The organism is Mesorhizobium sp. HAY1-8B, from assembly GCF_056868045.1.
On sequence record NZ_CP200321.1, the window covers coordinates 6,903,958 to 6,929,821 of the forward strand.

At 63.3% G+C, this 25,864-nt stretch carries 24 protein-coding genes; 10 read left to right on the forward strand and 14 right to left on the reverse strand.

Annotated features, from left to right (window positions below; all coding sequences use genetic code 11):
* The first annotated feature begins 39 nt into the window (after window positions 1-39).
* Complete coding sequence (locus AC1VON_RS33180) at window positions 40-1,137, forward strand: S1 family serine peptidase (protein ID WP_483126191.1); 1,098 nt, start codon at window positions 40-42, stop codon at window positions 1,135-1,137.
* 91 nt (window positions 1,138-1,228) lie between these two features.
* Here AC1VON_RS33180 and mgrA read toward each other — a convergent pair whose 3' ends face one another.
* From mgrA to AC1VON_RS33215, 7 genes are all read right to left on the reverse strand, one after another.
* Entirely contained in the window at window positions 1,229-2,275 is a 1,047-nt protein-coding gene (gene mgrA, locus AC1VON_RS33185; protein ID WP_483126192.1) for an L-glyceraldehyde 3-phosphate reductase, read from the reverse strand.
* Window positions 2,276-2,414: 139 nt separating this feature from the next.
* Window positions 2,415-3,557: a Gfo/Idh/MocA family protein gene (locus AC1VON_RS33190; RefSeq protein ID WP_172348541.1), complete on the reverse strand. Its 1,143-nt coding sequence runs from the start codon at window positions 3,555-3,557 to the stop codon at window positions 2,415-2,417.
* A gap of 11 nt (window positions 3,558-3,568) precedes the next feature.
* Window positions 3,569-4,315, reverse strand: a complete 747-nt coding sequence (locus AC1VON_RS33195; protein WP_483126193.1) for a sugar phosphate isomerase/epimerase family protein — start codon at window positions 4,313-4,315, stop codon at window positions 3,569-3,571.
* Window positions 4,316-4,366: 51 nt separating this feature from the next.
* A complete protein-coding gene (locus AC1VON_RS33200; RefSeq protein ID WP_483126194.1) occupies window positions 4,367-5,470 on the reverse strand; it encodes an ABC transporter ATP-binding protein in 1,104 nt (367 codons plus the stop codon).
* Between the two features lie 2 nt (window positions 5,471-5,472).
* Entirely contained in the window at window positions 5,473-6,408 is a 936-nt protein-coding gene (locus tag AC1VON_RS33205; RefSeq protein ID WP_483126195.1) for a carbohydrate ABC transporter permease, read from the reverse strand.
* Window positions 6,401-7,294 (reverse strand): carbohydrate ABC transporter permease, encoded by an 894-nt coding sequence (locus AC1VON_RS33210; RefSeq protein WP_172348538.1) that lies wholly within the window; start codon window positions 7,292-7,294, stop codon window positions 6,401-6,403. The genes AC1VON_RS33205 and AC1VON_RS33210 overlap by 8 nt, the downstream gene beginning before the upstream one ends.
* 82 nt (window positions 7,295-7,376) lie before the next feature.
* A complete protein-coding gene (locus AC1VON_RS33215; protein WP_172348537.1) occupies window positions 7,377-8,615 on the reverse strand; it encodes an ABC transporter substrate-binding protein in 1,239 nt (412 codons plus the stop codon).
* A gap of 395 nt (window positions 8,616-9,010) precedes the next feature.
* Here AC1VON_RS33215 and AC1VON_RS33220 point away from each other — a divergent pair, with 395 nt between their 5' ends.
* A complete protein-coding gene (locus AC1VON_RS33220; protein WP_172348536.1) occupies window positions 9,011-10,054 on the forward strand; it encodes a LacI family transcriptional regulator in 1,044 nt (347 codons plus the stop codon).
* Window positions 10,055-10,112: 58 nt separating this feature from the next.
* On the opposite strand, the gene gndA is transcribed toward AC1VON_RS33220, so the two are convergent.
* The 6 genes from gndA to AC1VON_RS33250 form a co-directional block, all read right to left on the reverse strand.
* Window positions 10,113-11,540: an NADP-dependent phosphogluconate dehydrogenase gene (gndA, locus tag AC1VON_RS33225; RefSeq protein WP_172348535.1), complete on the reverse strand. Its 1,428-nt coding sequence runs from the start codon at window positions 11,538-11,540 to the stop codon at window positions 10,113-10,115.
* Window positions 11,541-11,721: 181 nt separating this feature from the next.
* Complete coding sequence (locus AC1VON_RS33230) at window positions 11,722-13,329, reverse strand: copper resistance CopC/CopD family protein (protein ID WP_483126412.1); 1,608 nt, start codon at window positions 13,327-13,329, stop codon at window positions 11,722-11,724.
* Window positions 13,330-13,406: 77 nt separating this feature from the next.
* The gene (locus tag AC1VON_RS33235; RefSeq protein ID WP_483126196.1) at window positions 13,407-13,925 is read right to left on the reverse strand and encodes a YcnI family copper-binding membrane protein; all 519 of its coding nucleotides are present in this window, start codon (window positions 13,923-13,925) and stop codon (window positions 13,407-13,409) included.
* 39 nt (window positions 13,926-13,964) lie between these two features.
* Window positions 13,965-14,507, reverse strand: coding sequence for a copper chaperone PCu(A)C (locus AC1VON_RS33240; protein ID WP_483126197.1), 543 nt, complete (start codon window positions 14,505-14,507; stop codon window positions 13,965-13,967).
* A 97-nt stretch (window positions 14,508-14,604) separates the two neighbouring features.
* Window positions 14,605-14,961 (reverse strand): DUF2946 family protein, encoded by a 357-nt coding sequence (locus AC1VON_RS33245; RefSeq protein WP_172348531.1) that lies wholly within the window; start codon window positions 14,959-14,961, stop codon window positions 14,605-14,607.
* Between the two features lie 118 nt (window positions 14,962-15,079).
* A complete protein-coding gene (locus AC1VON_RS33250) occupies window positions 15,080-15,982 on the reverse strand; it encodes a GntR family transcriptional regulator (protein ID WP_172348530.1) in 903 nt (300 codons plus the stop codon).
* A 253-nt stretch (window positions 15,983-16,235) separates the two neighbouring features.
* Here AC1VON_RS33250 and AC1VON_RS33255 point away from each other — a divergent pair, with 253 nt between their 5' ends.
* The 6 genes from AC1VON_RS33255 to AC1VON_RS33280 all read left to right on the forward strand — a co-directional run bounded on the left by AC1VON_RS33255 (window position 16,236) and on the right by AC1VON_RS33280 (window position 23,903).
* Complete coding sequence (locus tag AC1VON_RS33255; protein WP_483126198.1) at window positions 16,236-17,741, forward strand: UxaA family hydrolase; 1,506 nt, start codon at window positions 16,236-16,238, stop codon at window positions 17,739-17,741.
* 62 nt (window positions 17,742-17,803) lie between these two features.
* Complete coding sequence (locus AC1VON_RS33260; RefSeq protein WP_483126199.1) at window positions 17,804-18,802, forward strand: aldo/keto reductase; 999 nt, start codon at window positions 17,804-17,806, stop codon at window positions 18,800-18,802.
* A gap of 342 nt (window positions 18,803-19,144) precedes the next feature.
* The gene (locus AC1VON_RS33265) at window positions 19,145-20,137 is read left to right on the forward strand and encodes an ABC transporter substrate-binding protein (protein ID WP_172348527.1); all 993 of its coding nucleotides are present in this window, start codon (window positions 19,145-19,147) and stop codon (window positions 20,135-20,137) included.
* Between the two features lie 161 nt (window positions 20,138-20,298).
* Complete coding sequence (locus tag AC1VON_RS33270) at window positions 20,299-21,852, forward strand: sugar ABC transporter ATP-binding protein (RefSeq protein WP_172348526.1); 1,554 nt, start codon at window positions 20,299-20,301, stop codon at window positions 21,850-21,852.
* Window positions 21,849-22,814, forward strand: coding sequence for an ABC transporter permease (locus AC1VON_RS33275; protein ID WP_172348525.1), 966 nt, complete (start codon window positions 21,849-21,851; stop codon window positions 22,812-22,814). Before AC1VON_RS33270 ends, AC1VON_RS33275 begins: the two co-directional genes overlap by 4 nt.
* A 72-nt stretch (window positions 22,815-22,886) precedes the next feature.
* Window positions 22,887-23,903: a zinc-binding alcohol dehydrogenase family protein gene (locus AC1VON_RS33280; RefSeq protein WP_483126200.1), complete on the forward strand. Its 1,017-nt coding sequence runs from the start codon at window positions 22,887-22,889 to the stop codon at window positions 23,901-23,903.
* Window positions 23,904-23,918: 15 nt separating this feature from the next.
* Here the strand turns inward: AC1VON_RS33280 and phnF are convergent, their stop codons facing one another.
* A complete protein-coding gene (phnF, locus tag AC1VON_RS33285; protein WP_483126201.1) occupies window positions 23,919-24,668 on the reverse strand; it encodes a phosphonate metabolism transcriptional regulator PhnF in 750 nt (249 codons plus the stop codon).
* 122 nt (window positions 24,669-24,790) lie between these two features.
* Between phnF and phnG the strand changes: the two genes are divergently transcribed.
* Both phnG and phnH read left to right on the forward strand, forming a co-directional pair.
* Window positions 24,791-25,252 carry a phosphonate C-P lyase system protein PhnG gene (gene phnG / locus AC1VON_RS33290; protein ID WP_172348522.1) on the forward strand — a complete coding sequence of 154 codons (462 nt, stop codon included), beginning with the start codon at window positions 24,791-24,793 and terminating at the stop codon, window positions 25,250-25,252.
* Window positions 25,252-25,863, forward strand: coding sequence for a phosphonate C-P lyase system protein PhnH (gene phnH, locus AC1VON_RS33295; RefSeq protein ID WP_483126202.1), 612 nt, complete (start codon window positions 25,252-25,254; stop codon window positions 25,861-25,863). Before phnG ends, phnH begins: the two co-directional genes overlap by 1 nt.
* The last annotated feature ends 1 nt before the right edge of the window (window position 25,864 follow it).

The following is a 25,864-nucleotide window of genomic DNA, read 5'->3' on the forward strand; positions in this document are numbered from 1 at the left end:
GCGTCGTGCCGCATCGGAGAATTGTCTCAGGAGGTTCAGGTGCACATCACAAATCGGTTCGGGCCAATCGCCGCCGCATCGCTGCTTGGCGTTGCTGCTGCCGTTGCATTCATCAACACCGTCCGGGCGGACGAGAGCACCGTGAGGCCGGAAGCGGCCGTCTCGCCGATGCAGCGGGTGGCCGATGCCAGGGCCAAGGCAGCGGCGGACAACCCCGACGGCGCCGACCGCGTCTATGGCGGCAACCAGGCCGAAAAGGGCGCCTATCCGTTCCAGGTCGCGCTGCTCACCACCGCCAGGCTGGACGAGAACCCGGCCTCGCAGGCCAATGCGCAATTCTGCGGCGGCAGCCTGATCGCGCCGCAATGGGTGCTGACGGCGGCGCACTGCCTCAACGACAAGGGCGAGCCGATCTCGCCGGACTCGGTCACGGTGCTGACCGGTGCCACCGACCTCAGCGAAGGCAAGCGCCACAAAGTGGTGGAGGTCATCGTCAACGAGGGTTACAGCGAGCAGACGCTCGACAACGACCTCGGCCTGCTCCGGCTTGCCGAGCCGGCCGACGCGCCGACCATCAAGCTTGCCCGCGAGGCAACCCCCGACAACGGCAAGACCACCGTAACCGGCTGGGGCAAGATGCAGGATGGAACGTTCCCGACCACGCTGATGGTCGCCGATCTCGATCTGCAGCCGAACAGTGCCTGCAACAGCGGCATCAAGGCCATCTACGCGCATGACCTGAAGGCGGCACTTGGCGATCTGTCCCACCGCATGCGCTATTCCGAAAAGGGCATCGATGCCGCCGCCAATGCGATCGCCGCCGACATGACCGATCCGTTGACCGGCAACATGATCTGCGCCGGTACCACCAGTGGCGTGCGTGATGCCTGCAATGGCGACAGCGGCGGCCCGCTGTTCATGACCGGCGCCGATGGCCCGGTCCAGGTCGGTGTCGTCAGCTGGGGCGAAGGCCCGGCCGACGGCAGCGCGGCCTGCGGCCACAAGGACGCCTATGGCATCTACACGCGGCTGGCCAACTACAGCGGCTGGATCGAGGCGAAGATGAAGACCCCTGCTCCCGCGCCGGCAAAACCAAAGGCAGGGCTGGGTACAGCCCAGAAACCGGCGACGCCCTGAAGCGCGGCCATTTGCGTCCACGTGGAAACGGCGGGACATGTCCCGCCGTTTTGTTTGCCGGCTTGCCAGGCGAGCCTATCTCTTGGCGAGCCTACTTTCTCGCGGGGCCTTTGCGCTCAGCGGAGGCCGCCCACAGATTGATGTCGGATTCGCGCGCGTAGCTATCGATCTCAGCCAGTTCGGCATCGCTGAAGTCGAGCACCTTCAGCGCGCCGACGCAGTCCTCCACCTGTTCCGGTCGGCTGGCGCCGATCAGTGCCGACGTGACCTTGCCCTTGCGCAGCACCCAGGCCAGCGCCATCTGCGCCAGCGTCTGGCCACGCTTGCCGGCAATGACGTTGAGCGCCTTGATGTTGGCGATGGTCTTGTCGTTGATGAAAGCGGTCTTCAGCGACTTGCCCTGCGAGGCGCGGCTGCCCTCGGGGATACCACCCAGATATTTGTCGGTCAGCATGCCTTGGGCCAACGGCGAGAACACGATGGAGCCGACGCCGAGCCCTTCCAGCGTGTCGAGCAACCCGTCTTCCTCGACCCAGCGGTTCAGCATCGAATAGCTCGGCTGGTGAATGACGCAGGGCGTGCCAAGCTGCCTTAATATGTCCGCGGCCTCGCGGGTGCGCTGCGAGTTGTAGGACGAGATGCCGGCATAGAGCGCCTTGCCTGAGCGCACCGCATGGTCGAGCGCCCCCATGGTTTCTTCGAGCGGCGTGTCGGGATCGAAGCGGTGCGAATAGAAGATGTCGACATAGTCGAGCCCCATCCGCTTCAGGCTCTGGTCGAGACTGGCCAGCACGTATTTGCGCCCGCCCCATTCGCCGTAAGGCCCCGCCCACATTCCATAGCCTGCCTTGGTCGAGATGATCAGCTCGTCGCGGTAGCCGGCGAAATCGGTGCGCAGGATTTCGCCGAAGGCGGTCTCGGCCGAGCCGGGCGGTGGCCCGTAATTGTTGGCGAGGTCGAAATGGGTGATGCCGAGATCGAACGCCGTGCGCACGATCGACTGCTTGGTCCGATGCGGCGTGTCATTGCCGAAATTGTGCCACAGACCGAGCGAGATCGCAGGCAGCTTGAGACCGGACCGTCCGCAACGGTTGTAGATCATTTTTTCATAGCGATTTTCGGCGGCGACATAGGGCATGGGGAAAGATCCTCGAATCTGAACAGACCGGCCAGCCTCATCACAACCGCAGTAAGCTGGCTCGGCACCCTACCCCTTTATCCTCTCCCCAAGAAAACGGGGAGAGGGACAGATCAAAATTATCGATAATCTCCGCAGCCTACTTCTTCTTCGCCAGCAACTCCTTGGCTGCCTTGACCCCGAGAGCGGCCGGCCGCTCGCAGGTCGTCTGCATGGCGACGAATTTTCCCGTCTCGCCAGAACGCAGGATACCGGTCATGACATCGACGGCATGCAGCGCCAGTTCCATCGAACAGCGGTGCGGCCGCCCCTCGACGATCGCCAGCGCCATGTCGGCGAGGCCAGATGTGCGATAATTGGCCATCATGCCCTGGCCGTGCATTTCATTGGGAACGCCAAGCGGGTGCTTCCATTTCGGCAGCTTCTTGACCGGTTTGCCCTCCTCGGTGAAGCGCACGTCGCCGCCGAAGAAGTTCGGATCCGGCACGAACACCGTGCCCGTCTCGCCATAGAGCTCCATCGGCGCGTGGCCATGAGCCCAGACGTCCCAGCTGGTGTTGAGCGTCACCACGGCACCGTTCTCGAATTCCAGAACGGCATGAATGGTGGTCGGCGTGTTGACCGGGATTTTTTCGCCCGCGCGCGGTTTCGATGAAATCGTCCGCTCCTTGGCAGGCGTCGTCGCGAAGGCCGCCACCTGCTTCACCGGCCCGATCAGCTGGATCAGATTGGTGATGTAGTACGGCCCGATATCGAGCACCGGTCCGGCCCCCGGCTGGAAGAAGAAATCCGGATTGGGGTGCCAGTGTTCCATGCCGTGGCCCATGACATGGCAGGTACCGCTGGTGATCTTGCCGAGTTTCCCCTCATCGATCAGCTCACGCACCAGCTGGTGCGCGCCACCGAGGAAAGTGTCGGGCGCCGAGCCGATGCGCAGTCCCTTCTTCTCAGCGCGCGCCTTGAGGTCCTGGCCCTCCTTGAGCGAGAGCACGAACGGCTTTTCCGAATAGACGTGCTTGCCGGCGTCGAGCACCTGTTTCGACACCTCGTAATGCACCGCCGGGATCGTCAGGTTGACGATGATGTCGATGTCGTCGGCCTTGAGCAGGTCCTCGACGGTCTCGGCGCGCAGCTTGAATTCCTTCGCCCGCGCCCTGGCCGCGTCCATGTTGATGTCGGCGCAGGCGCGCATCTCGATGCCGCGAAACAGCGGGGCCAGCGTGAAATACGCCTTCGAGATGTTGCCGCAGCCGATAACGCCAATACCCAGTTTCTTTGCCATGGTGATCGGTCCTAGTAATTCTTGACGGTTGCGATCGAACGTCGGGCGAAACGCTCGATGTCGTTGGGATTGTCCTGTTCCATGACAAAGTATTCTGCCGCGCTCCTGGCCCGCAGCAGCTTGATCAGACCGGCCCAGTCGATGGTGCCGTGGCCGACATCCGACCAGCCGTCCTCATCCAGCCCTTCGCCCGGCCTGGCGATGTCCTTCACATGCACGGCGACGATGCGCTTGCCATGCTTTTCGATCCAGGGCAGTGGATCGGCGCCGCCGCGCACCACCCATGCGAGGTCCATCTCCCAGCCGATGCCGGGGGCGGAAGACAGGATGTGATCCTGCGGCACCGAGCCGTCGGGAAGTGCCTTGAACTCGAAATCATGGTTGTGCCAGGCAAATCCATGACCGGCCTTCGAGGCCGCCTCGCCAACCTTGGCCAGGCGCTCGCCGAAGCCGCGCCAGCCGGCGGCATCCGACGGCCTATCCTCCGCCACCAGATAGGGGCAGATCAAAAGCTTGATGCCGAGCGCCTCGGCGATCCTGCGCACGCCGTCGAAATCCTTCTCCAGCGCATCGATGGAGAAATGCCCGGTCGGCATGGAAAGGCCGTTCTTGTCGAGTTCGGCGCGGAAGGCCTTGGGATTTTCATAGACGCCGCCGAAGCCTTCGACTTGCGTGTAGCCGAGCTTGCCGAGTGTGGCGAGCACGCCCTCCCAGGGTTGGAAATTGCGGGCGCTGTAAAGTTGGAATGACCAGTTCATCGTCTCTGTCCGTTTGCTTGTGGAGTGTCTTTGGAAGGATGGTTCTGGAAGCTACATGCGGTTGCCGGATGGGGTGTCGAACAGCGAGGCGCGGGCCGGGTCGAAGCCGATCCGGACCGGATCGCCGGTGCGCAGCGTCTTTTCCGCCTCGACGCGGAAGGAAAAATTACGGCCGCCGAGCTTTGTCCACACCAGTGTATCGGAGCCCATCGGCTCGACGATCTCAACCGCTGACTCTGCCGTGAATGGCATTGCCTTGGCCGCATCTCCAAAGGCGATGTGCTCAGGCCTGATGCCGAATACGCAGGGCTTGCCGGCGCTGCCGCCATCCTTGTCGAACTCATATCGGTCGAGCCGTATCGAAACGCCATCGGCGGCGAACGCAGGGCTATCGCCCGCTTCCAGTCGACCCTCGATGAAATTCATCGCCGGTGAACCCAGGAACCCGGCGACAAACCGGTTGACCGGCCGGTTGTAGATGGTTTGCGGCGCATCCAGTTGCTGGATGACGCCGCCCTTCATCACCGCGATGCGATCGGCAAGCGTCATCGCCTCGATCTGGTCGTGGGTGACGTAGATCATGGTGTTCTGCAATTTGCGGTGCAAGAGCTTGATCTCGACGCGCAGTTCCGAGCGCAGCTTGGCATCGAGGTTGGACAGCGGCTCGTCGAACAGGAAGACGTCGACATCGCGCACCAGTGCCCGCCCGATCGCAACGCGCTGGCGCTGGCCGCCGGAAAGCGCGGAGGGCTTGCGTTGCAGCAGCGGCTCGATCTGCAGGATCTCCGCGGCACGCGCGATGCGCCTGGCGATCTCGTCCCTGGGCACGCCGGCGACACGCAGGCCGAAGGACAGGTTCTTCTCCACCGTCATTTGCGGATAGAGCGCATAGGACTGGAACACCATGCCGATGCCGCGATCCTTGGGCTCTTCCCAGGTAACGTTCTTGCCCTTTATGAAGACGCGGCCCTTCGAAATGTCGAGCAGCCCGGCAATGCAGTTGAGCAAGGTCGACTTGCCGCAGCCGGAGGGGCCCAAAAGCACGATGAACTCGCCCTCGGCGATATCGAGATTGAGTGTCTGCAGAACCGACACCGCGCCATAGTTCAGCGACAGGTCCTGGATCGATACGCTGGGGTTTGCGATTTCGGCCATCCTCATCCTTTCACCGCGCCGGCAGCGATGCCACGCACGAAAAGCCTGCCGGAAATGAAGTAGATGACGAGCGGGACCAGCCCGGTCAGGATGGTGGCCGCCATGTTGACGTTGTATTCTTTCACGCCCTGCACCGAATTGACGATGTTGTTGAGCTGCACCGTCATCGGATAGGTGTCGGGGCGCGTGTAGACGACGCCGAACAGGAAGTCGTTCCAGATGCCTGTCACCTGCAGGATGACGGCGACGACAAAGATCGGCAGCGACATCGGCAGCATGATGCGCAGGTAGATGCCCCAGAAACCGGCGCCGTCGACACGCGCCGCCCGGAACAATTCCTCCGGCATGGAGGTGAAATAGTTGCGGAACAGAAGCGTCAGGATCGGCATGCCGAAAATCGAGTGGACGACCACCAGTCCGCTGAGGCTGCCATAGAGCCCGATCTCGCGCAGGATGATGACGATCGGATAGATCATCACCTGGTAGGGGATGAAGGCGCCGACGATCAGGATGATGAAGAAGGTGTCGGCGCCCTTGAAGCGCCAGTTGGCCAGGGCGTAGCCGTTTACGGACGCGATCGCGATCGACAGGATCACCGAGGGGACGGTGATGCGAACGGAGTTCCAGAAGCCGCGCGAAAGCCCGTCGCAATTGAGGCCGGTGCATGCCGTCGACCACGCCTTGACCCACGGCTCGAAAGTGATCTCGAGCGGCGGCGAAAAGATGTTGCCGAGGCGGATTTCCGGCATGCCCTTGAGCGAGGTAACGACCATCACATAGAGCGGCAAGAGGTAGTAGAGCGCCACGACAATGAGCGTGCCATAGAGAAAGATGTTGCGGCGAGAGAACATGTGGCGCGGCTTCGACCCGCTCGGCCCCGAGGCGTCGGCACGAATGGCGCCGGACGGCGCGGACAGGGAAACGGCATGGTCAGACACGTTTCCTGCCTCCGAATTCGAGATAGGCCCACGGGACGATGACGATCATCACCGAGAGCAGCATCATGGTCGAGGCGGCAAAGCCCTGGCCGAGATTCTGGGCGAAGAACATGTAGTCGTAGACATATTTTGCCGGCACTTCGGAGGCGATGCCCGGCCCGCCACTGGTCTGGGCGACGACGAGGTCGTAGACCTTGACGATCCCCGACGCGATGATGACCAGCGTGGTGATGAAGACCGGCCGCATCATCGGGATGATGATGAACAGATAGGTCTTCCACATCGGTATCCCGTCCACCCGGGCGGCCTTCCAGATATCCTCGTCTATGCCGCGCAGGCCGGCCAGCATCAGGCACATGATGAGCCCGGTGCCTTGCCAGAGTGCCGCGATCGATATGCCGTAGATGACGATGCTGGAATTGTAGAGCGGATCGAAATTGAAGCTCGTCCAGCCGAGGCTTCGTATCACGCCCTGGATTCCGAAATCCGGATTGAGCAGCCATTGCCAGACAAGGCCGGTCACGATGAAGGACAGCGCGAAGGGATAGAGGAAGATGGTGCGAAACGTGTCCTCGAAGCGGATCTTCTGGTCGAGCAGCGCCGCCAGGATGAAACCGATCACCAGCGAGAACACCAGCGAGATCACGCCGTAGATCAGAAGATTCTCGATCGAAATCAGCCAGCGCGGCGTCGCCCACAACCGGTAATACTGGTCGAGGCCGACGAAGTTCAGCCGCGGCAGCAGCTTCGAATTGGTGAAGGAATAGAGCACCGTCCACGCCGTGCCGCCGACGAATACCACCAGCGCGGTGAGGATCATCGGGATCGAAGCGATCTTCGCATTGAGGTTGCGAAAAAGCTGGTTCGGGCGTTCGCTCTTGCTCATCTCGCCAGCCGCGTTGAAGGGGGTAAGGTGGTCACTCCCGGTCCTGCGCCTGCAAGACCGGGAGTTGGGAGGACCCGGGCGGTCAGTCAGCCGTGGCGATGATGTCGGCGAAGCGCTTCTGCGCCTCTTCCACGGTCATCTCCGGCTTGGCGAAGAACTCGGAGAACAGGTCCTCCTTCTGCTTCTGGCTGTCCTGCGAAAGCAGCTGGTCGGTCCAGGGGATAACGGCGCCCTTGGCCAGGATGGCAAGGCCTTTCTTCATGCAATCGTTGGCCGCGTTGAGGTCGACGTCGCCACGCACCGGCAGCGAGCCTTTCTTGAGATTGAAGGCGACCTGGGTCTTGGGATCGAGCAAGGTCTCGGCCAGCACTTCCTGCGCCTTGGCCTTGTCGCCATCCTTGAGCAACGGGAAGTAGAAGGCATCGCCACCCGTGGCGATGACCTCGTTAAGGCCAAGGCCGGGAAGGCAGGTATAGTCCTTGCCGGCGGTCTTGCCGGCGACCTGGAACTCGCCTTGCGCCCAATCGCCCATGATCTGGCCGCCGGCCTTGCCGGTGATGACCATGTTGGTGGCCTGGTTCCAGTCCTGCACATTGGTGTTCTTGGCCATCTTGCGCGCATCGTCGGCCGCTTTGAACACCTTGGCGACTTCCGGACCGGCCGCGAACTTGGCGTCCTTGTCCTTGTAGACCTTGAGGAAGGTGTCGGTGCCGCCGACCGCGGCAAGCAGCACGTCGAAGGCGCCGGACGACTGCCAGGCCTGCCCGCCCACCGCCAGCGGGACAATGCCTGCCTTCTCCAGCGCCGGCGCGGCCGCCACATACTCATTCCAGTCCTTCGGCACCGGCACGCCGGCCTTCTCGAACGCGGCATTGGACAGCCACAGCCACTGCCAGGAATGGATGTTGACCGGCACGCAGTAGATCTTGCCGTCGATGGTGCAGCTGTCGAGCAGGCTCTTCGGCCGCACGACCTCGGTCCATTTGCCCTTGGTGGCGACATCGGTCAGGTCGCGCATCAGGCCGGCCTGCACCAGTTCCTCCGCTTGCCGTCCGTGATTGAACTGGGTGGCGCCCATCGGGTCGCCGCCGGTGATGCGGCTGATCATGATCGGCCGCGCGGTGCCGCCGGACCCGGCAATCGCGCCGTCGACCCAGTGATTGCCCGTGGCATCGAAAGCCTTGGCGAGTTCGGCGACCGCCGCCGCCTCGCCACCGGAAGTCCACCAATGAGTGACTTCCAGGTCCGTCGCCGCCGCCGGGCCGGCGAACTGCAGCGCGGCCGTTGCCGCCAGCGCGGCGGTCAGAAATTTGTATCGCATTTCGGTTCCTCCCAGAATCTGAAACGTTACAGATTTTCGATACGGCAATTGCGCGGATGGCGCAACCCCGGGCGTAAAGCCGTCAGGTATTTTTCCGGGTCGCGAATAAAATACGTCGATCGACCGCCTCATTGTGCGTCGCAATATGAGCAATCGCAACGCAAAACGGGCAATGAGGTCATGAAAATCGCAAGGAGCATGCCGAAGTGGCGTTTGACCTTGGATTCTCAAGGGAATTTCACGGGGGCGTAAATTCGTCATCGGCGCAACGAGATTGGCAATCTGTAACGTTTCAGTATATTGACGCATTGCTGGGCTTGAAAATCGTGCTTCGCGGCAATCGCGAAGATTGCCGGGCCGCCCGGCGACTGCTATGCGCCTGACGGGCGGGACGAATGGACAGACAACGTACGGACAGGAACGAGGAAGCGTCGGCGCAGGAACGGCCGACGTTGAAGACGCTCGCCTTCATGACCGGGCTCGGCGTCACCACCGTGTCTCGTGCGCTGAAGGACGCGCCGGAGATCGGCGCCGAGACCAGGCGGCGTGTCCAGCTCGTCGCCAAGCAGATCGGCTACCGCCCGAATCGCGCCGGCGTCAGGCTCAGAACCGGCAAGACCAATGTGATCAGTCTTGTGCTGAACACCGAGCACGAGCTCATGAGCTTCGTCTCGGATATCATCTATGGCGTGACCGAGGTCATCGCCGACACGCCCTACCACCTGATCGTCACGCCATACTCGCGCTCGCAGGATCCGCTGGATCCGGTGCGCTATCTGGTCGAGACCGGCTCAGCCGACGGCGTCATCATCTCCCGCACGCAGCCGAACGATCCCCGGGCCCGCTACATGCTGGAGCGCGGCATTCCCTTTGCCACGCATGGCCGCACCGACATGGGGCTGGTGCATCCCTATCATGATTTCGACAACTACGCCTTTGCGAACGAGGCTGTGCGCTATCTCGCCGGCAAGGGCCGCAGCCGCCTTGCCCTTGTCACGCCGCCCGTTGGCCTCACCTATTACGGCCATACGGTGAACGGCTTCGTCGATGCTCTGAGTGAAGTCGGCGCCAGCGAGGTGCCGTTCAACACCGTTTCCATCGATCAATCGATCGAGCAGATCAGGATGCGGACCGCGCAATTGATGCGGCGCAAGGACCGGCCGGACGGTTTTGTCAGCAGCGCCGCCGCCGCCACGCTCGCCATCGTGGCCGGCATCGAGGATGCCGGCCTCAAGCTCGGCCGTGACGTCGACGTGGTGTCGAAACAATCCTCGGAGTTGCTGCATCTGTTCCGGCGGGAACTGCTCGTCGTCAACGAGAGCTTCCGGCTGGCCGGCTCCGAGCTTGCCCGCGCCGTGCTCGGCTGGATCGGAGGCGCCGCGCCCGGCTCATTGCAGACGCTGAGCAAGCCAAGCGAGGTTCTGCCCTATCGCGGCTGACTTGGCCCGACCTGAGCATCAGGTCAGGCCAAACCGCCATTTGCGGGGCGGCCCTGTTTCAGCCAGCCGCGCCGCTGCCCCAGGGACCGTGGAAAGCCCCCTGCTCGCCGATGCGTTCGAAGCCGTGCGCGCCGAAGAAGTCGCGCTGCGCCTGGATCAGGTTCGAGGTGCCGCGGCCCTGGCGATAGCTGTCGAAATAGGCAAGCGCGGAAGACAGCGCCGGCACCGGCGCGCCGGCTTCGGAAGCCCTTGCCACGATACGTCGCAGCGACGGATGCGCCTCTTGCATCAAGCGGATGAAAGCCGGCGCCATCAAAAGGTTGGTTGAAGCGCCGCCGCTGCTGAAGGCCTCTGCCATCGTATCCAGCATCTGCGAGCGGATAATGCAGCCGGCGCGCCAGATCTTGGCGATGGTCGGCATCGGCAGGTTCCAGTTGAACTCCTTGGAGGCACCGCTCATCACGGCAAAACCCTGCGCATAGGCGGCGATCTTGCCGGCGAACAGCGCCAGTTCGAGGTCTTTCAGCAATGCATCCTTGTCGCCGGAAATCTTCGCCACGCCGATAGTCCCATAGGCTTTTTCCGCCGCCTGCCGCTCGTCCTTGATCGACGACAGAACACGCGCCGCCACCGCGGCCTCGATCGCGGTCGCCGGAATGCCGAGCTGCTGCGCCTCGATGACAGACCATTTGCCGGTTCCCTTCTGGCCCGCGCGATCGAGGATGATGTCGACCACCGGCTTGCCGGTCTTGGGATCGTCGGCCGCCAGTACCTTGGCGGTGATCTCGATCAGGTAGGAGTTGAGCCGGCCCTTGTTCCAGTTTTCAAAGACCGTGCCGATCTCCTTCGGCCCCATGCCAAGGCCGTCCCGCAGAATGCCGTAAATCTCGGCGATCATCTGCATGTCGGCATATTCGATGCCGTTGTGGATGGTCTTGACGAAATGCCCGGCACCGTCAGTGCCGAGCCAGGCGGCACAGGGCTCGTCCTTGAACTTGGCGGAGATGGCGGTCAGCACCTTCTCCACGCGCTTCCAACTATCTTCCGTGCCACCAACCATGATCGACGGGCCATGGCGCGCGCCCTCCTCGCCGCCGGACACGCCCATGCCGATGAAGGTCAGGCCCGAGCCGGACAGTTCGGAGAAGCGCCGCATCGTATCGCGGAAATTGGCATTGCCGGCATCGATGACGATGTCGTTGCTGGACAGCACGCCGCGCAGGGCTTCGATCTGTTCGTCGACCGGCTTGCCGGCCAGCACCATGATGATGATCGGACGCGGCGGCCGGATCGCTGCGGCAAGTTCCTCCAGGCTGTAGCAGGGAACGACCATGTCCTTCAGCGCGCCGGCATTTTCGACGAAGGCGTCGGTGCGCGCCCTTGTGCGGTTGAAGACGGCGATCCGGTGCCCGTGCTCGGCGATGTTGAGCGCCAGGTTGGAGCCCATCGTGCCAAGGCCGATCAGGCCGATTTCGGCTTTTTCCATCGTTTCTTCCCTGCTTTCGGATCTTGTTGGTTGGAGCCCGCGATTTGGTGGGATGTCCACTCTTTCCGAGATGCCCACTCTTCCCAAGATGATTGACGGGCCTTTCGGGCCGCGTCAACCGCCTCGCCGATTTGTGTTGCAAGCAGGACACTGACCGCGTCGCAAGTGGCCATATAGACCATCACGGCCTGATGTCCACCGGGGCCTCGATCTTCACGATCTCGAAGTCCGAGACCAGGATGTCGAGGCGCACCGTCCAGCGCCCGGGAACCGGTATGACGAGGTTGTCGACACGCCAGCTGCCGTCACCGGGCTTGGTCGCCGCGCGCTTCAGCGATTCGATGCCGGAATCGGGCTTCGACAGCACCAGCGTCACTTCCTTGGCGTCGAGCGGCCCGAAATCACCGGTCATGATGATCATCGAGGCGGCGACAGGCCCGGCATGGCCCGGCGTGATGCTGAGATCGGCCATCGCCTGCAGGGCATGGATATGGACCGAAACCGGCTGCGCCGCCGCGATCGCCAAGGCCCGTGGCGGCGGCGTGAAGCGCCAGCCCGCGGCAACGCCGAAGATCGCCAGCACGATCAGCGTTTCGACGCCGATCGAGCGGGTGAGCCTGCGCTGCACCTCCGTGGATCCTGCCTCGGCCGAGGCGGTGAGTTTCCAGCGATTGACGGCCGCCAGCGTGAACAGGAAGACCAGCAGCGCCAGCTTGACCAGCAGCAGCCGGCCATAGGCAGTGCCAATCAAGGCCGAGGGCGTCTGCACCTGGATGACGGCAAGCACGACACCGGCCGCGGCAAGCACGGCCACGACAGGCAGGATCGCCGAGGAGAAGCGGCGCAGGAAAGCGTCGGCCGTTTGCCGCTTCAGCGCGAGACCGAGCGGCACCAGGGCGCCGGCCCAGAAGGCGATGCCGGCGCCATGCACAAACACCATGGGCCGCGTCAGCCATTGCGGCTCGGCCGCGCTGGCGTGGCCGCTGGCGGCAAGCGCCACGCCGACGCCGGCAAGACCGGCAAGGGCAAACGGCTTGGCGGCAACACGCGGTCCGGCCAGCGACAGCAAGCCGAGTCCCAGCGCGATCAGGGCGACCAGCACCGTCCAGCCGAAGCTGGTGCCCAGCCCGGTCCGCCAGATCACCGGCTGTGCCAGATGGGAAAGCGGCGCTCCTAGCGCATCGAGCCCCTGAAAGCCGAGCGACAAGGGTGCCGCCATCAGCCCGCACAGGATCGCGGCAGCAACAAAGCGTTGACCGGCGCGTCCCTCGCCAGCCAGCCAGGCAAGGGCGAACGCGCCACCGACGCCGAAGAAGAAGCCGATGTAGAGAAAGACCTTGCCGATCCAGATCGCCGACCGCAGCGGCCAGTCGACGGCTTCGGACGCGGCCGGCGGCTCGCTTGGCGCGCCAATGGAAAACAGCAGCGAACCGCCGACCGGATGACCGTCGGCGGAGATGACGCGCCAGCTCAGCACATGCGTGCCGGTTTTGAGCGCTTGCGGATTGTCGATCTCGACCGTCTGATCGCTGAGCCGGAAGGATGTCAGCGGGACAGGCGTGCCGTCGGGCTTCACCAGGGTCAGTACCAGGGGCGAAACCGGCTCGCTGAAGGTTAGCGAGAATTGCTTCGGAGTCTGGGCCAGGACCGCACCGTCGGACGGGTCGGTCTTGATCAGCGCCGCATGGGCAAAGGCCTGACTGGTCGAGGTGATGACGATGAGCGCCATGAGCAGGGCCAGCAGCCCGCCGGCAATCCAGCCGACGAACTTGCTGGTGGTATCGACCATTCGAGAGGATGTTGCGGTCATGCCATGCCACGGGGATGCGGCACGCTCCGGCAAGCAGAGCGCGCCAGGGAGAAAAACTATTTCTTTGGCGTGAGCTTGATGCCGGGCGCCGGGTTCTCCAGCGCATCTTCATCCTGCCCTGCCGCCGGGATCTCGATCCAGCGGTCAGCGGCGCCGTCGCATTCCTGCACCACGGGGAAATAGAGCTTCTGGCCAACGGGCAGATCCGCCGTCAGCGTCGCGCGGAAGACGAACTCGTCGTAGAATTCATCCAGCAGATTGCCGCCGCTCCAGTCGACTTCCTTGACGCCGTCGCTCACCGCCTGACCATAGAGCTGGTAGGATTTTTCATATTTGCCCTTCTTGGTCTGCAGCGTCCAGCCGGGTTTCGGCATCGGCTTCACCGCGATTACCCCTTCGGGAATCTGCACGCGCACGGCGGTCGTCGCCTTGCCGTCGCAACCATGCGGCACGCGAAAGATGGCCTTGTAGGTCGAGCCGACGGGCGCCTCCTGGGTTTCGAGCGTGATGTGCGCGAAGGCGGCATTTGTCCCCAACACCAGAAGCGCTGCAGCCGACAAAAAATACTTGTTCATGATGGTCCCTCAGATTTCAAAATTTCCAGATTGGCGCGATCAATTGGCGTGGTCGTCCATGCCGCCCATCTCACCCATGCCTTCGACGGCGAACTCGATATTGACTGTACCGGCCTTCTCGAAGGTCAGCGTGGCGGCGAATTTTTCGCCTTGCTTGGGTTGCCGCTTCAGGCCGATGAACATCAAATGATAGCCGCCCGGCGCCAGCGCCACTTTGCCGCCCGCGGGGACCTCCAAGCCGCCGGAAACCGGGCGCATGGTCATGACGCCGTCCTTGACGCCCATCTCGTGCAGTTCGGCCTTTTCGGAAACGTCGGAGGAAATCGACAGCAGCCGGTCCGGCGCGCTGCCATTGTTGATGATGGTGAAATAGCCGCCGGCCACCTTGGCGCCCGCCGGCGTGGCGCGCGACCAGGGATGCTCGATTTCGAGATCGCCGACCTTGAACTCATGCGCCAGGACTGACTGGGCGCCGACGAGCATGAGCGCAAACGCCAGCGCGACAGCGCCGAGACGCTCTTTGACGTGGGACAGAATGCGGCTGAACGGAGTGCCCGCCGCTATGGGGGAAAAATGGGACATGGTTGCTCCATGAAGTGATGATCGCGCCGTTGCCGGTCGCGAGCTATTCGGTCTTTGGATGGGTGCGCCCGCGAAAGGTTCCGCCGGGCAAAAAGGCTCAAGCCGCCAGCGGCGGCGCTCGCGGGTTCGACGGCGAGCGTTCGCGCGCGAAATCGAGATGAATGCTCGCCGGAAAGACGAAGGCGACCGCTTCAAAAGAAAGGCTGCCCAGGGCCAGTCCGGCATCGGGCGGCGGCGCGAAGGCCGATGAAAACATGCCGCAGCCAAGTGTGCAGCAGGCCGGCAGATGCGACGGGTGCTGGTCACCGCCGGGAAGCTGGGTGGCGCCGTCGTGGGTACAGATGACGTTGCCGAAAGCGTCGAGTTGCGCGGCATTCGGGCCGGTGCCGAAGGCGAACGCGCCGAGCGTCGACTGGAGCAGCAGCAGGTAGGCCGCGACAAGCGCGACCGGCATGCTCCAGCGTCTCCCCCGGCGGTTCAAGCCATCTGCCTCTTCAAGCAATTCCTGGAAGGATACCTATCATGGGAGCGGCAGGGCGAAAATCACCAATTCGATGCTGCGGCAACGCGGCTCAGGACTTTTGCACGGGTCTGCTTTCCGGAATCGAGGTCAGCAATGTCTGGCGCGCCGACTTCAGGTGCTTGCGGCAGGCGGCGTCGACCTTGCCGAGATCGCGCGACTTGAGCGCCTCGATATAGGCAAGATGCTCACCGACCGCGACTTCATTGCGCTCGCGCTCCTGCGCCTTGTTCCACTGGTAGTGGTAATGGAAGATCATGGCGATGACGTCGTAGAAATCGACGATGAAGCGGTTGCGCGAGGCGCGGTGGATCAGCCGGTGGAAGCGCTCGTCCAGTTCCGAAAACTCGTTGAAGCGCGTGGCAATCTCGCGTGCCAGTTGGCGATGTTCGTCCTCCAGGCGGTCTAGATCGGCCCAGACCGGACTGTCCTGCGGCAAAGCCGCGAAGGCAGCCGCCGAGCGCAACTCGAACATTTCGCGGATTTCAGTCAGCTCCAGCGCGAAGGCCCGCGTAAAGCCCTTCAGCACCCAATGGCTGTTGCGGCGCTTCTCGATCAGGCCGAAGCGCGAGAAGCGGATCAGGAACTCGCGCACGCTGGTCGTGCCGACGCCGATCTCGCGCGCCAGTTCGAGCTCGTTGATCTGCATGCCGGCTTCGGCGCCGCCGGCGAGCAGCCGCCGCATGAACGATCGCTCGATGATCTCGGCCAGCGTGTCGGTCTCTTCCTCGGGAAAGAAATCGCCGGGGCCCGGGTCCCGCAGCACCGTCTTGGCGCGCTTGTTCCAGGCGATCAGCCCGGTTTCCTCCATGCGCGCCAGGATGCTTCGCACGGTGGTGCGGCTGACCCCGAGCAGCGCGCCCAGTTCCGGCTCCGACGGCAGGCTGCGCGTCTCGTCAATCAGCCTGAGGCACCTGTTGTAGGCGTCCTTGTAGACGTTGTTGCTCTTCGACATCCCCTGACCCATTCATGCCAGCGCTTGCGGCGGCCGGCTTGAAGCGCAATATGACGTTCCCATGACCCTGAAAAGCAGGAATCGCTTTCGCGGGGTCCGGTCCATTGTCTGCGGCACCACCATTTGCCCTGGAGCACCCGGTACCGCCGCGAAAAAACAATTGACGCAAAACTGTTTTTTCACGATAAAAGACATTAACTCTTAACAGGCGCGTGTCAATCCGCGCATCCCAGGATCACCCAGGAAACCGCCCGTGAACGTGTCGAACACCATCCTTCTGTCACCCGCCGACAATGTCGCCGTTGCCAATGGCCGCATCGAGATCGGCACCGCCCTGCCGGGCGGCGCGCTTGCCACCGCCGTCATCGAGCCCGGCCACAAGGTCGCGATCAAGCCGATTGCCGCCGGTGAAGCCGTGGTGAAATATGCCCAGGCGATCGGCCGCGCCACGCAGGACATCGCGCCCGGCGAGCATGTCCATTCGCACAATCTGGTTTTCGAGGCCGGCCGTTTGCCGGTGGTGCCGCCGAGCGAGGCCGAGCACGCGACCGAGGCCGATCGCGCTCGCACCTTCATGGGCTACCGCCGTGCCGACGGCCGCGCCGGCACGCGAAACTTCATCGGCATCATCGCCAGCGTGAATTGTTCGGCCACCGTCTGTCATTCCATCGCCGACACAGCCAACCGGACCTTGCTGCCGAAATATCCCGGCATTGACGGCTTTGTGCCCATCGTCCACGGCCAGGGCTGCGGCATGAGCGGCACCGGCGACGGCATGATGGTGCTGCACCGCACGCTCGCCGGCTATGCACGCCACCCGAATTTCGGCGGCGTGCTGATGGTCGGCCTCGGCTGCGAGGTCAACCAGCTCACCCTTTACGGCCAGAAGGGTGTGGCCGCCGGCAAACGCCATTTCAACATCCAGGACGCCGGCGGATCGCGCAAATCGGTGGAAAAGGCGATGGGCGTGCTGGCCGAGATCGCCGAGGAAGTCGGCCAGTTGAAGCGCGAGCCGATCCCGGTCAGCGAGATCGTCGTCGGCCTGCAATGCGGCGGCTCCGACGGCATGTCGGGCATCACGGCCAATCCGGCGCTGGGTGCCGCCGTGGACATACTGGCCGGCGTCGGGGGCATCGGCATCCTCTCCGAGACCACGGAAATCTACGGCGCCGAGCATCTGCTCGCCTATCGCGCGGCGACGCCAGAAATCGCCAAGAAGCTCGATGGCTATGTAAAGTGGTGGGAAGATCATGTCGCCAAGCATGGCGCCTCGATCGACAACAACCCTTCGCCCGGCAACAAGCGCGGCGGCCTCACCACCATCCTGGAAAAGTCGCTGGGCGCGGTCGCCAAGGGCGGCCAGACGCCGCTCAACGGCGTGTTCGGCTATGCCGAAAAGGTCACCGGCAACGGACTGGTATTCATGGACACTCCCGGCTACGACCCGGTCTCGGCCACCGGCCAGGTCGCGGGCGGCGCCAATGTCATCGTCTTTACCACTGGTCGCGGTTCCTGCTTCGGCTGCCGGCCGACGCCTTCGATCAAGGTCGCCACCAACTCCACCATGTATCACCAGATGGAAGAGGACATGGACGTCAATTGCGGCGTCATCGCCTCGGGCGAAAAGACCATCGCCGGCATGGGCCGCGAGATCTTCGAACTGATCGTCGAGACGGCTTCGGGCCGCAAGACCAAGAGCGAGGATTTTGGCTATGGCGACAACGAGTTCGTGCCCTGGCATCTCGGCGCGACGCTCTGAATTCACCTGATATGTTGTGGAATTGCCGGGCGGGACAGCGGCCGGCAACGGGGAGGGCTCGCATGGAAAAACGTCGCATCGGCCAGACAGCGCTCGAAGTCACAGAGGTCAGCTTCGGCGGCGCCGCGATCGGTGGCCTCTACCGCACCTGTTCGCGCGAGGCGGCGATGGAGACGCTGCAAGGCGCCTGGGAGGCCGGCTTGCGCTATTTCGACACCGCGCCCTTCTATGGTTTCGGCCTGTCGGAGCGACGCTTCGGAGATTTCCTGCGCTACAAGCCGCGCGATTCCTACGTGCTGTCCACCAAGGTCGGACGCCTGCTCCACCCGGTGCCTGAAGATCAGGTTCCCGATCACTCCTATGTCGATCCACTGCCGTTCGCGCTCGACTACGACTATTCCTATGACGGCATCATGCGGTCGGTCGACTTCAGCTACGCGCGGCTTGGCCTGAACAAGATCGATATCCTGTATGTCCACGACATCGGCGTCTACACACATGGCGTCGAGAAGACAAAACTGCACTTTCGCCAACTGATGGACGGCGGGCTCAAGGCGCTCGAGGAATTGAAGCGGGCCGGCACGATTTCCGCCTATGGACTCGGCGTCAACGAAATCCAGATCTGCCTTGACGTGATGCGCCGGGCGCCGCTCGACTGCATCCTGCTCGCGAGCCGCTATTCCCTGCTCGACCGCAGCGCGGAAGCGGAATTGCTGCCGCTGTGCCGGGCGCAGCGGACGTCGCTGGTGATCGGCGGTGTTTTCAACTCCGGCATATTGGCGACCGGACCGGTGCAAGGCGCGCATTTCGACTACGAGCCCGCCAGCCGCGATATGCTCGACCGTGTCGACGCCATGGAGAAGATCGCCGGCGAAGGCGGTTATCCGCTGGCGGCCGCCGCCTTCCAGTTTCCCCTGCACGAGCCGACGGTCGCCACCGTGCTTACGGGTACCGCCAAACTGGCAAACCTGACACGCAACCTCGGACTGCTCGACATCGACGTGCCGGAGGCGGAATACCAGAAATATCGTCCCTACACGGTGGTGCAGAAGCTGGGATGAAGGCGGCATCTTGCAGACGTGCCCTTGATGGCGGGCTCCAACTTCACAAATCCGCGACATCTCAGAGAGAATGGATATTCCATATTGACTAAGCCATGGAATTAATATTCCATGGCTCTACAGAACGAAACGGGAGCTTCTGGCTGCATCTTGGGAGGAGCAGCGTGCGAATGTGTCTCCGCCGACGATGGCAAGCAGGCGCGAAACACCGCTTGCATCGTCCAGGTCGATGCACTATCAAAACAGCGTAAATGTTTTTTATTGATAAAGTTCTGTTTGGGCCGCGCCTATCCGAACGGAGCTTTCCGTAACGTTCACCGGGCGACTTAGGGAGGAATCCTAATGAAATTCGTGACCAGCATTCTCAACCGCCGCGCCGTCATGGCGCTGGCAGCAGCTTCGATGCTCGCCGGCGTCATGCATTCGGCGCCGGTTTCGGCGGCGGACGTGACCATTCCGATCATCGTCAAGGACACCACGTCCTTCTACTGGCAGATCGTTCTGGCCGGCGCCCGCAAGGCCGGCAAGGATCTCGGCGTCAATGTGCCGGAACTCGGCGCCCAGGCTGAAACCGACGTCAACGGCCAGGTCTCGATCCTCGAGAACGCCGTCGCCAGCAACCCGGCCGCCATCGTGATTGCGCCCACCGAGTTCAAGGCGCTGGGCAAGCCGATCGACGAAGCCGCCGCCAAGGTCAAGGTTATCGGCATCGACTCCGGCGCCGACTCCAAGGCCTTCACTTCGTTCCTGACCACCGACAACGTGCAGGGCGGTCGCGTTGCCGCCGACGGCCTCGCGGCCGCGATCGGTGCCGCCAATGGCGGCAAGATCGAGGGCGATGTCGCCCTGATCACCAACGCTCCCGGCGCCGGCTCGCTCGAACAGCGCAAGCAGGGCTTCACCGAGCAGCTCAAGGCAAAGTATCCTGGCCTGAAGCTGGTCGCCGATAAATATGCCGATGGCCAGGCCACCACCGGCCTCAACATCGCCACCGACCTGATCACCGCCAACCCGAACCTCAAGGGCATTTTCGCTTCCAATCTGATCATGGCGCAGGGCGTCGGTCAGGCTGTCGCTGAGAACAACCTTGGCGGCAAGCTGGCGCTGGTCGGTTTCGACAGCGATGAGAAGCTGATTAAGTTCCTCAACGACGGCGTCATTTCCGCCCTCGTCGTCCAGGATCCGTACCGGATGGGCTATGACGGCATCAAGACCGCACTCGCAGCCTCCAAGGGCGAGAAGGTCGAAGCCAATGTCGACACCGGCGCCAATCTGGTGACCAAGGCCAACATGAAAGATCCCAAGATCGACGCGCTGCTCAACCCGAAGCTCTGAGCCGTCGTATCCACCATCGTTTCCGGGGCTTCGCGCCCCGGAAACATCCACTGCCGGCACAAACGGCTTGGCAACACGCAAGCTTAGGCTAGGCTGTTTTTCAGGGCGCATGTCCTTGCCTCGCCGCCTGCCAATCGTGAGGCCAATCTGGGAGGATTGTCATGATTTCGACGGCGCAGGACCTGCATCCCGCCCCCGCGCTGGAACCAGGGCGGACGATCCTCGAATTACGCGGGCTGGAGAAGCGCTATCCCGGCACGCACGCGCTGAAGCCGGTCAATCTCGCTTTCAAGTCCGGTGAGATCCACGCCATCGTCGGCGAGAACGGCGCCGGCAAATCAACGCTCATCAAACTTCTGACCGGCGTCATGCCGCGCACCTCAGGCGATGTCTTCTGGGAAGGCAAACCGGCAGCGCTCGCCACCCCGCATGAGGCGATGGCGCTCGGCATCAACGCCGTGCATCAAGAGGTCGTGCTCTGCCGTCATTTGACGGTCGCCGCCAACATGTTTCTCGGCGAGGAGAATTCACGTTTCGGCATCCTGCAGCAGCGCGCCATGGTCAGGGAAGCGCAGAAGATCATCGACGATCTCGGCTTCGATCTGCCGGCGCATGTCGTGCTCGGCGACCTCACCATCGGCCAGCAGCAGCTGATCGCCGCCGCCCGCGCCACCGTGCGCGGCACGAAATTCCTGATCTTCGACGAGCCGACCGCTTACCTCACCCGCAAGGAGGCCGACCAGCTCTTCACCCTGATCCGCCGGCTGAAGGGCGAAGGCGTGACCATCATCTACATCAGCCATCGCATGGAGGAGGTGTTCGAACTCGCCGATCGCGTCTCCGTGCTGCGCGACGGCACGCTGGTCGGCACCAGGAACATTGCCGAGACCAACGACGCGGAACTGGTCAAGATGATGATCAACCGCTCGATCGAGCAGGTCTATCATAAGGAGCATTTCACCCCCGGCGCTGCAATCGTCGAGACCAGGAACCTGTCGGGCAAAGGCTTCGAAAATGTCTCGATGACGGTCCGCGCCGGCGAGATCATCGGGCTCTATGGCCTGATCGGCGCCGGCCGCAGCGAGTTCGTCACCACGCTTTACGGCCGCCACCGCAAGTCGGCGGGCGAGATCCTGTGGGAAGGCAAGCCGGTTCAGGTCAACTCCGAGCATGACGCGATCAAGCTCGGCATGGCGCTGGCGCCGGAAAGCCGCCGCGACCAGGGTCTTTGCCTCAATCTGCCGGTCGGCCTCAATCTCAACCTGCCGATCTACAAGCGCATCTCCAGCAATTTTTTGATCTCCAACACAAAGGAGAAAGCCGAGGCCGACCGCCAGATCGCCGGCCTCCGGATCAAGACGCCGACACGCGGCGCGCTGGCGTCCAGCCTTTCCGGCGGCAACCAGCAGAAGATCGTCATCGGCAAATGGCTGGCGCATGGCGCCAAGCTGTTCATCTTCGACGAACCGACCGTCGGCGTCGATGTCGGCACCAAGGCCGAGATCTACCGCCTGTTCGGCGAGTTGCTGTCGAAGGGAGCGGGCATCATCCTGATCTCGTCCTATTTGCCGGAGGTCTACGAACTGGCCGACACGCTGCACGTGTTCCGGCGCGGCAAGCTGGTGGCCACGCATGGGTTCCACACCGCCAGTCACGAGGACATTCTCACGCAGGCGCTCGCTGAGAAACAAGAAAAACTGGGAGGACAGACATGAGCATCGAGGCGATCCCCGCCGAAAAACCGAAGCGCAACTACAACGTCCTGTTCGGACTGACGCTGCTGGCGCTGCTGGTGCTGCTCTGGATCGTCCTTTCGCTGGCGACGCCAAGCTTCGCTTCGGGCAACAACATCGCCAATCTTCTGCGCCAAGGCTCGATGATCGCCATCATGGCGGTCGGCCAGACCTTCGTCATCATCACCGGCGGCATCGATCTTTCGGTCGGCGCGGTAGTCGGCTTCGCCACCGTCGTCGTCGCGATGATGATCAATGCCGGCTTCCCGATCTGGCTCGCCATTCTGGTGACACTGCTGGTCGGTGTCGCCATCGGCATGTTTCACGGCTTCGGCATCGTCAAGATGGGCCTGCCGCCCTTCATCATCACGCTGGCGACGCTGACTTCGCTGCGCGGCATCGGCCTTTTGATGACCAACGGCAATTCGATCAACATCAACAGCGACACATTCACCGCCTTCTCGCGCAATTCCTTCATCGGCATCCCCAATCTGTTCTGGATGGTCATCCTGGTCGGCATCCCGGCCTACATCTTCCTTCATCACAGCCGCTGGGGCCGATATCTCTTCTCGGTCGGCTCGAACGCCGAAGCCTCGCGCCTGTCCGGCGTCAACGTCCAGCGCACAATCTACATGGCCTACACGCTGTCGGGCCTGTGCGCGGCCTTCGTCGGCGTGCTGCTTGCCGCCCGCATCGGCATCGGCAACCCGACCCAGGCCGAGGGCTGGGAACTGCAGGCGATCGCTTCGTCGGTCATCGGCGGCACTTCGCTGTTCGGCGCCGTCGGTTCGGTGCACGGCCCGCTGCTCGGCGCCTTCATCCTCGCCACCATCAACAACGGCGCCAACCTGCTCAACGTCAACTCGTTCTGGCAGCGCATCATCACCGGCGCGCTGATCATCATCATCGTCTACTTCGACGGGCTGCGCCGCCGCGGCAAGTAGACCGACCCGCAATCGATCGCCGGCCCGACTTGACCGCCGGGCCGGCGATTCCATTAAGGACTGGATTGAAACATGAAAGCCGTCGTCTGCCGCTCGCCCGGCGAGCTTGTCCTGGAAGACCGCCCGGCGCCTGGCGCCCCGCCCGCCGGCTGGGCGCTGGTCGCGGTCAGCCATGTCGGCATCTGCGGCACCGACTACCACATTTTCGAAGGCAAGCACCCGTTCCTGGCCTATCCCCGCATCATGGGCCACGAAGTGTCGGGAACGATCGTCGAGACCGGCGGAGGTGTCGAGCTTGCCGTTGGCGAGCCGGTCGTCATCAACCCCTATCTGTCCTGCGGCAAGTGCATCGCCTGCCGGCACGGCAAGCCCAATTGCTGCGTCAGGATCGAGGTGCTCGGAGTCCATCGCGACGGCGCCATGTGCGAACGCATCCTGGTCCCGGCGCAGAATCTCTATCCGGCAAACGGCCTGTCGTTGGCCGATGCCGCCGCCGTCGAGTTCCTCGCCATCGGCGCGCATGCCGTGCGGCGTGCGCGGGGCGAGACCGGTGCCCGCACGTTGGTCATCGGCGCTGGCCCGATCGGCCTCGGCACCGCCATCTTCGCCCGCATCGCCGGGCTCGACGTAACACTGCTCGACATGAGCAGTGAAAGGCTGGCCTTCGCCGAAAACGAACTTGGCTTCCAGGCTCTTGACGGGTCACGTGGCCCAGTCTCGGATCTGGTCAGGGAGGCGACATCAGGCGAAGGCTTCGATGTGGTCTTCGACGCCACCGGCAACACCCAATCGGTGCAGTCGGCCTTCGCTCATGTCGCCCATGGCGGCACACTGGTGCTGGTCAGCGTCGTCAAGGACGACATCGTCTTTTCCGACCCCGAATTCCACAAACGTGAAATGACATTGATCGGCAGCCGCAATGCGTTGCGCGCCGACTTCGACCATGTCGCCGCCTCGATCCGCAACGGCGCCGTGCCACTGGCCAAGCTCGTCACCCACCGCACATCGCTTGCCGATACGCCGCGCGATCTCGCCCGCTGGGCACATGAAAAATCCGGACTGATCAAGGCTGTGATCGAGGTGGGGTAGCCGGCCGCCGCCGACTCACAGCGCCGACAGTTTCAGTTCCACCCGTTCCGCCGGAAAGCGCGATTCCGAAAACTGGATCGGCTGGCCGTCTGGCGTGACGTTGACGGCGACCGTCACCAGCACGATGGCGCCGGGCTGCAGATCGAGGTCGGCTAGGTCGGCCGCATCGGCGTGGCGCGCCGACAGCATGGTCGATTGGCGGAGATAGTCGTCTATGCCGAAACGAGCCAGCGACGCGGTGATCGAGCCGGTGTCAGCCATCGCCTTGTCGATGCCGGCAAAGCGCTTGGCCTCGAACCATCCGGCAGCGCGCGACACCGGCCGTCCATCGGCTTCGCCCCGGGTCTCCAACCTGATCACCTCAGCCCCCCTCGCCAGGCCAAGCCCCTCGGCGACACGCTGGCTGGCCGGCTCGACCGATGAGGCGAGCAGCACGATATGCCGTTCCGACGTCTGCCCTTGCAGGCCTGTCGAAAAGCGTGTGCGCGCGCCGATCGGATAGGACAGCCGCTTGCGCGACAAGACGAAGGTGCCGCGCCCCTGCTCGGCCCGCAGCACGCCTTCCTGCACAAGCGCCGATATGGCGCTGCGCACCGTGTGACGGTTGACGCCATAGCGCTCGGCGAGCGCCACCTCCGGCGGCAGCGCGGCATTCTCGGCGAAATCGCCGATGGCGATCGCCTGCAGGATTCTGTCGGCGATCTGACGCCACAGCGAGACGCCGCTGCGCCGTTCGATACTGTCGGCTTCCTGTCGTCCGATCATGAATTTGCCCCCCGCCTTCCATCGCCTGTCATCCACGCGTCATGGACTCGCGTTAGGTAATATGTATAATTTGTATAGTTGTCTATATCAATAGACAAATTTGGCAAAGAGGAATGCTGCTGATGCGAGGACAGGAAGCCCGCGACCAGGCCGAACGCAAGGCCGCCATGGCGACTTTGGCGCAATCGAGCGGCGACGACATCGTCCGGCTCTGGAATGAGGCCGGCCTGCCTTCGCAAGCCGAACTGCTGCGTGGCCCCGAGACCGGGCTGGTGACGCTGCGCGGCCGTATCGGCGGCGGCGGCGCGCCATTCAATGTCGGCGAGGCGACCGTCACCCGCGCCACCGTCCGGTTGTCGTCCGGTCAGGTCGGCCATTGTTACGCGCTTGGTCGCGACAAGCAGAAGGCAAAGCTGGCGGCAATAGCCGACGCGCTGTGGCAAGACCCTGCCAGCCGCGCCGAAGTCGAGACCAGGCTGATCGCGCCTCTGCGGTCGGCGCTTGCCGCTGCCAACGAAAAACGCCGCGCCGAGACGGCGGCAACGAAGGTGGATTTCTTCACCATGGTTCGCGGAGAAGACTGATGGATATCCAAGCACAATCGATCGAGGGCGGCTTCGCCGATCCCGTCTTCAACGCCCAGACCGTCTTCCGCGCAATCATGGATGCGATGGCGCGGCCAGGCAGCGTGCAGCCTTTGCCTGCCCTGGCCCGACCGCCGGCGCCGCTCTCGGCAACGTCAGGCGCGGTGGCACTGGCGCTGTGCGACAACGACACGCCGCTCTGGCTCGACCCGGCCCTGCACACCTCCGCCGCGATCGGCTCCTGGCTTGGTTTCCACACCGGCGCGCCGCTGGCCAACACACCCGCCGACGCGCATTTCGCGTTTGTCGCAACACCGGCCGAGATGATGGCGCTCGACGGTTTTGCGCAAGGAACGCAGGACTATCCCGACAGGTCGACCACGCTGATCCTGCAAGTCAGCGACCTGACCTCAGGCGCTCCACTGCTGCTCGAAGGCCCCGGCATCGAAACCAGCGCCGTGATCGCGCCGGCACAGATGCCGCGTCATTTCATCGAGCAGTGGAAGCAGAACAACAAGCGCTTTCCGCGCGGCGTCGACATCATCCTCGCCACATCGCAAGGCATAGCCTGCCTTCCGCGCACGACACGTATCAAGACGATGGAGGCTTGAA